At 74.5% G+C, this 6,416-nt stretch carries 7 protein-coding genes; 2 read left to right on the top strand and 5 right to left on the bottom strand.

The window, feature by feature from the left end:
* Positions 1-103 precede the first annotated feature (103 nt).
* The 4 genes from AB0C76_RS38010 to AB0C76_RS37995 form a co-directional block, all read right to left on the bottom strand.
* Positions 104-778 carry a nucleoside/nucleotide kinase family protein gene (locus tag AB0C76_RS38010; protein WP_359974520.1) on the bottom strand — a complete coding sequence of 225 codons (675 nt, stop codon included), beginning with the start codon at positions 776-778 and terminating at the stop codon, positions 104-106.
* Positions 779-835: 57 nt separating this feature from the next.
* Positions 836-1,792 carry an LD-carboxypeptidase gene (locus AB0C76_RS38005; RefSeq protein ID WP_359974519.1) on the bottom strand — a complete coding sequence of 319 codons (957 nt, stop codon included), beginning with the start codon at positions 1,790-1,792 and terminating at the stop codon, positions 836-838.
* A 97-nt stretch (positions 1,793-1,889) separates the two neighbouring features.
* The gene (trpS, locus tag AB0C76_RS38000; protein WP_359974517.1) at positions 1,890-2,936 is read right to left on the bottom strand and encodes a tryptophan--tRNA ligase; all 1,047 of its coding nucleotides are present in this window, start codon (positions 2,934-2,936) and stop codon (positions 1,890-1,892) included.
* A 159-nt stretch (positions 2,937-3,095) separates the two neighbouring features.
* On the bottom strand, positions 3,096-3,365 hold the full coding sequence (locus AB0C76_RS37995; protein ID WP_359974515.1) for a hypothetical protein: 270 nt from the start codon (positions 3,363-3,365) through the stop codon (positions 3,096-3,098).
* 107 nt (positions 3,366-3,472) lie between these two features.
* Between AB0C76_RS37995 and AB0C76_RS37990 the strand changes: the two genes are divergently transcribed.
* Together AB0C76_RS37990 and AB0C76_RS37985 are read left to right on the top strand one after the other, a co-directional pair.
* The gene (locus AB0C76_RS37990) at positions 3,473-4,576 is read left to right on the top strand and encodes an iron-siderophore ABC transporter substrate-binding protein (RefSeq protein ID WP_359974513.1); all 1,104 of its coding nucleotides are present in this window, start codon (positions 3,473-3,475) and stop codon (positions 4,574-4,576) included.
* Positions 4,577-4,716: 140 nt separating this feature from the next.
* Positions 4,717-5,781 carry a hypothetical protein gene (locus AB0C76_RS37985; protein ID WP_359974511.1) on the top strand — a complete coding sequence of 355 codons (1,065 nt, stop codon included), beginning with the start codon at positions 4,717-4,719 and terminating at the stop codon, positions 5,779-5,781.
* 45 nt (positions 5,782-5,826) lie between these two features.
* Here AB0C76_RS37985 and AB0C76_RS37980 read toward each other — a convergent pair whose 3' ends face one another.
* On the bottom strand, positions 5,827-6,399 hold the full coding sequence (locus tag AB0C76_RS37980) for an NUDIX domain-containing protein (protein WP_359974509.1): 573 nt from the start codon (positions 6,397-6,399) through the stop codon (positions 5,827-5,829).
* Positions 6,400-6,416 lie beyond the last annotated feature (17 nt).

Raw genomic sequence — 6,416 nt, 5'->3', positions numbered from 1 at the left:
CGACAAGACGCGGACCAGCCCGGACCGGGAAGTGGTGTTTCAGGGGATTGGCCGCCCCGGGACCGTCCGCGCCGATGCGTGTCCGGTGCTCCCTGCCGAGCGACTAGAGAACACTACCCCTGTTCGGCGCCCCGGGCAAACCCGTGCCGGGGACGATCCGGGTACAGAGCGGGCGGCCGGCCTTCACGTGTTCGCCGTTCGGGTGGTCGTTGCCGGTGACCCAGCGGCGTGCGGTGGGCTCGTCGCGGCCTCCGTCGCGGTGACGGCGCAGGAGGCGTTCCTCGCGGAGGGCGTCGTCGGTCTCGACGTACCAGAGTTCGCGGAGGAGGCGGCGGGCGTCCGGCCAGGGGGCGTCGGTGGAGGCGAGGTAGTTGCCCTCGGTGATGACGAGGCGGGCCTGCGGACGGACGACGTGGCGGGCGGCGACCGGTTCGTCGAGGGTGCGGTCGAAGTCGGGGACGTAGATGTCCTGGAAGCGGTCGGTCGCGATGCGGCGCAGCAGCGCGACGTAGCCGTGGGCGTCGAAGGTGGCGGACGCGCCCTTGCGGTGGGTGAGGCCCAGACGGTCGAGCTGGGCGGCGGAGAGGTGGAAGCCGTCCAGCGGGACGTAGGCGGCGCTGCCGGGACCTTCGGCGCGCTCGACCTCGGCGACCAGGTGCCGGGCCAGGGTGGACTTCCCGGCCCCGGGAGGGCCGGCGAGTCCGAGGATCGTGCGGGCGTTGCTGCCCGGGCCCCGGAGGAGTCCGAGGGCGAGGGCGGTGAGGCGGTCCTCGTTCATGGCCGCACCCTACTCATCCGCCCGCCCCGGTCCGATCGCTCCTCCGCAGCCGACGCCTCACCGGGCGGCGAGGGCCGGCACCTCCAGGGTCAGCGTGCCCGCGTCGGCGTCGAGCACGGCCGGGACCCCGAGCGGGACGGTCAGGGTGGAGGGGCAGTGGCCGAAGCCCAGTTCCCAGAGCACGGGCACCCCGAGCGGGCCGAGGCGGTCGAGCATCACTTCGCGGACCCGGTCGGGCCGGCCGCAGCCCTCCCAGGAGCCGAGGGCTATGCCGGCCACGCCGTCGAGGGCGCCGGAGCGGAGGAACTGGGTGAGGAGGCGGTCGAGCTGGTACGGGTGCTCGTTCACGTCTTCGAGGATCAGGATGGCGCCCGCGAAGGAGGGCCGGGCGGCGGGTGTGCCCCGCTCGGCCGCGAGGACGTGGACGCAGCCGCCGGCCGTGACGCCGCGGGCCCGGCCGGGGACGAGCGGCGCGGCGGCCGGACCGGTGAGGACGGTGGTCGCGGCGGGGTCGAGGAGGGTTCGGCGCAGGTGTTCGGCGGTGGGGCCGTCCTCGATGAAGGAGGCCGCCGCGCACATCGGCCCGTAGAGGGTGGCGAGGCCGAGCCGCTGGGCGAAGGCCTCGTGCAGGGAGGAGACGTCGCTGAAGCCGATGAGGACCTTGGGCGGGACGCGGCGCATCGCGGCCCAGTCGAGCAGGTCGACGACGCGGTGCACGCCGTAGCCGCCGCGGGCGCAGACGACGGCGTCGACGGTGGGGTCGAGCCAGGCGTCCTGCAGGTCGGCGGCGCGATCGGCGTCGGTGCCGGCCAGGTAGCCGAGGGTGGGATGCGTGTCGAGGACGTGCGGGGCGACGGTGACCCGCAGCCCCCAGGAGCGCAGGATCGCGGTCCCGGCGGTGAGCCGCTCGGGGTCGATCGGGCCACTGGGGGCGACCACGACGACGTGGTCCCCCGGACGGAGCTGCGGCGGGCGGGTCAGCCCTCGGGCGGGCGTGGTCGGGTGCTGGTCCATGGCCGGGATCCTTCCAGGGTGCGGGCGGCGGAGCGCGAGGGGGTGAGGTGCGGTCGGATCCGGCGGGGCCCGCCGCAAGTGGTATGCCCCGTCGTCCTCAGACCGACCCCATGACCTCCCTGACCTCGGCGAGGGTGGCGTCCGCGATGGCGTTGGCGCGCTCGGCGCCGTCGCGCAGCACCCGGCGGAGGTGGCCCCGGTCGGCGGCGAGTGCGGCACGGCGGGCGCGGATCGGGCGGAAGAACTCGTTGACCGACTCCGTGACGGTGCGCTTGAGCGCGGCCGCGCCGCCGTCTCCGAGTTCGGCGGCGACGTCCTCGGGTGCCCGGCCCTGGCAGAGGGCGGCCAGCAGGACGAGGTTGGCGACCTCGGGCCGGTTCGCCGGGTCGTAGGCGATGTGCCGGTCGGTGTCGGTCTTCGCGCCGCGGATCAGCCGGGCGGTCTCGTCCTCGGAGGCGCCGAGGAAGACGGCGTTGCCCCGGCTCTTGCTCATCTTGCCGCCGTCGGTTCCGAGGAGCAGCGGCGCGTCGGAGAGCACGGCCTCGGGGCGGGGGAAGACGGCGGTGCCGTCGGCGTGCGGATAGCGTTCGTGGAAGCGGCGGGCGATGGTGCGGGCCACTTCGAGGTGGGGCAACTGGTCCTGGCCGACGGGGACGAGGCCGGCCTTGCAGAAGAGGATGTCGGCGGCCTGGTGGACGGGGTAGGTGAACATCAGTCCGCTGACGGCGGCCTGGCTGGAGTGGGCGATCTCGTCCTTGACGGTGGGGTTGCGGCTCAGTTCGGCGACGCTGACCAGGCTGAGGAAGGGCAGGAGCAGCTGGTTGAGGGCGGGGACGCGGCTGTGCGCGAAGATCGTGGCGCGGTCGGGGTCGAGGCCGGCCGCGAGGTTGTCGAGGACGAGGTTCTCGGTGTGTTCGGCGAGCCGGTCGGCGATGTCCCGGTCGGTGATGACCTGGTAGTCGCCGACGACGATGAACATCTCGACGCCCTGGTCCTGGAGGCGGACCCGGTTCTGCAGGGTGCCGAAGTAGTGGCCGATGTGGAGCGGGCCGGTGGGGCGGTCACCGGTCAGGACCCGGCCGGCCGCCGGAGCAGCGACGGGAACGGGGGCGGCAGCGACGGGGGTGGCGGTCGTGGCGGTCATGCGGGTTGTCTCCTCGGTACGGCGGTGGTGGTGACCGTCCGGGGCGCGGGCCCGTCCCGCTGGAGAAACGCGACAGGGCCGTCCATCCCGGACGGCCCTCGTCAGGCGTGCAGTGGTGGCCGTCCTAGGACGGCCACCAGCACAGGCCCGTGAAGCGCTTCATGCCTTCGACCATAGCGCCGGTCGCCCGCCGCGGTCACCGGTTTTCGCCGTCGGCCTCAGCAGCACGGCCGACTGGAGTCCCACCGGGCCGTACTGGAACCGCCTGGCGGCCGTCACCCCCAGGTAGCTCATCACCTGGGCGCCCACGATCAGCAGGACGACGGTGAGCAGGTGGGCGGCCTTCTCGTCGTCGTGCCCGGCGACCCGGGCGCTCCCGGTGATCTCGCCCGGCATCCGGTGGAGGAGGTCGGTGATTTCTCGACCCAATGGATAGGTTAGCCTCACCTTAGCTGTGATTCCGTGGTCGCCCTCTCGGCGCCGCCCCGGCCCCTGACTCGTCCCTGACCCGCCCGCCGATCCCGAAGGAGCGTCGCGTGGCCCCCAACGCCGACGACCCGACCCCCGCCCGCCGCACCGCCTCCCGCCGCCGCTTCCTCACCGCCGGGCTCACCGGCGGTGCCGTGCTCGGCCTCGGCGGGCTCCTCACCGCCTGCGGCGGCTCGGGCGGGTCGGGCGGATCCGGCGCTGCGAAACCGTCCGGCGGCGGCTCCGCCGACCAGAAGTCGGTCAAGCAGGGCGGCGACGACTACGCCACCGTGATCGAGAAGATGAAGGGCTTCGGCACCGACGCCGCCCCCGGCGTCTACCCCCGCACGATCAGGCACGCGATGGGCGAGGCCGTCCTCCCCGCCAAGCCCGTCCGCGTCGTCGTCCTCGACACCGGCGAGCTCGACAACGTCGTGTCGCTCGGCGTCCAGCCGGTCGGCGTCGTCCACACCGACGGTTCGAGGACCATGCCGTCCTACCTCAAGGACAAGGCCGGCAGCCCTGCGAACGTCGGCACCGTCAACAGCCTCAACCTGGAGGCGATCGCCGCCCTCAAGCCCGACCTGATCCTCGGCAGCCAGCTGCGCGCCCAGGACCAGTACGGGCAGCTGTCGAAGATCGCACCGACCGTCTTCTCCCTGCGCCCCGGCTACCCGTGGAAGCAGAACTTCCTGCTCAACGCGAGCGCCTTCGGCCTGGAGGCCGAGGCCAGGGCCCAGCTCGACGCCTACCAGGCCGCCGCCACGACGATCGGCGCCCGGCTCGGCGACAAGCGACCGGCCATCACGCCGCTGCGCTTCATGCCCGGCAAGACCCGCCTCTACGCGGAGCTGTCGTTCATCGGCACGATCCTCACCGACGTGCCGCTGCCGCAGCCCGTGATCGAGCGGGTCAAGGAACTCGCCGTCGAGATCAGCCCCGAGCAGATCGACAAGGCGGACGCCGACTGGATCTTCTACGGCGTGTACGGATCGCCCAGCTCCACCAACCAGGACGCGGTACTCGGTGGCGCACTCTGGAAGACCCTCGGAGCGGTCAAGTCCGGTCAGGCGCGGCCGGTTTCGGACGAAACCTGGTTCCTCGGACTCGGCGTGACGGCGGCCAACGCGGTGCTCGCCGACCTCAAGGGCTTCGTCGCGCCCGGCAGTTGAGCCGACACGCCGGGTAGGGGCAGGGTGCCCGCGGCCCGCCCCGAAGGGGCGTGGGGGCGTCCGAACGAGGAACCGGCGCTTGGAGCTGGTCACTCCGTGCGGGAGGATCGTCGGGACCGTCCCCCGAAGGGCCCGTGCCGATGACCTCGCTCCACCCCACCCCCACCGACCCAGCCCGCCCCGACCCGGCTGCGGACCGCGCCGGAGCCCAGCGCCAGGCCGCCGCGCGCTGCTCCATCGCGCAGGCCACCGACGCGGGACAGCTCCCCGGTGCGCCGGGCAGCGGCGCCCGGGACGACTCGGTGCCGCGACCGCGCAGCGGCCACGGCAGCAGCACGCCGACCCGCGTACCCCTGACCGGCGCGCCGGACGAGCGGACGGCCGCCCGTGTGCAGGCCGCGCTCGCCGAACGGCTGCGGGCCGCCCGCCTGCAGGGGCGCACGCTCGCCGAGTTGGCCGCCGCCTGTCGACGGCCGGTGGCGGAGGTCGCGACGCTCCTCGGCGAGGCCGTGCCAGTGGAGGCTCCGCCGACCTGGCAGGTTCAGGACGATCCCGGAGGGCCCGGCGACGTCCACGCGCACGAACTCCGGCAGCCCGCCGAACCGACGGCCGAACGGTCGGTGCCGGTGCTGCGGGCGGCTCGCGAGGAACCGCGGACCCTCGGGACACGACGACCCTCGCCCTCGCGCCGGCTGCGCCGCATGCACCCCGACACCGCCCCGACCGGACAGGAGGCGGCCGAACGGGAGACGGTCGCACCTGACGGGCCGCTGCCGCGCAGGTCCGCACGGGGAGCGGGCAGGACGACGGCGGGGGCGAACGGGGCCGCAGGGGCCACTGCGGCCAGGCGGCCGGCCGGCGGCACCTGGGCCGACCAGGCCGAGACGCCGCTCGGGATCCTGATCGGCGTCGGCCCCCACCAGCCCGAGGCGGTCGGCCGCCCGGAGGAGCGCACGCCGGTCCGGGTGACCGCCGAGCCGGTCCGGATCGGGCGCGGCACCAGCCTCGTCGTGCTGCCCTCCTGGCGACCCGCCATCGCCGTCTCGGTGCCGACCGAGCAGTTGCTGTCCGCCACCGGTCTCGCCTTCGGTCAACTGGCCGGCGTGCAGCTGACGGTGATGATGAACCCCGGCGCCCTGCACGACCGGGAGCTCGACCTGCACGGCTGGCAGGCCGCGCGCGGGCGGCGCGGCGGACGGGCGTAGCCGGTCCGCGCCGTTCGGCCCGGCACCGTGCCCGGTGGCCGAACGTCAGTGCTCCGGCGGGGAGTTCGGGATGTAGCCGAGGTGGACGGCGACCGCGTCGCGCCCGTCGGCGTTCCAGTCGCCCGACCGGACCATCGTCAGCAACTCGGGGAGCCTGGGCGGCCAGAGCGCGTCGGCGTCCGGGGCGGCGAGGTCGGCCGGCGTCCACCAGCGCCAGTCGAGGATGCGGTCGACGGCGTGCACCGCGCTGACGTCGCCGACCGGGCCGCGGCGCGGGCCCCGGGTGACGTAGATGTGCTCGTGCTGGCGGACCGGGGTGCCGTGCCAGGTGAAGTCGTGCTCCCAGGTGCAGAGCAGCGGGCCGGGTTCGAGATCCGTCCAGCCGGTCTCCTCGCGGAGTTCGCGGACGGCGCCTTCGCGCGGGGTCTCGCCGGGGTCCAGCCCGCCGCCCGGCATCGTCCAGTGCACGCCGACCTCGGAGTTGTCGGAGCGGAGCAGGAAGACCGAGCCGTCCTCGGCCAGGACCGCCGTCCGGGCCGCCTGCCGGGGCACGCGCTCGCGGGGGCGCCGCAGTCCGGCGAGTCCCAGCGGGCTGCGGGAGCGCTGCTGTCGTTTCATCGGCCCACTCTCGCAGG

The sequence above is a fragment of the Kitasatospora sp. NPDC048722 genome (assembly GCF_040650235.1).
Taxonomy (GTDB): Bacteria; Actinomycetota; Actinomycetes; order Streptomycetales; family Streptomycetaceae; genus Kitasatospora.
This window is presented reverse-complemented; position numbering and strand designations above follow the sequence as displayed.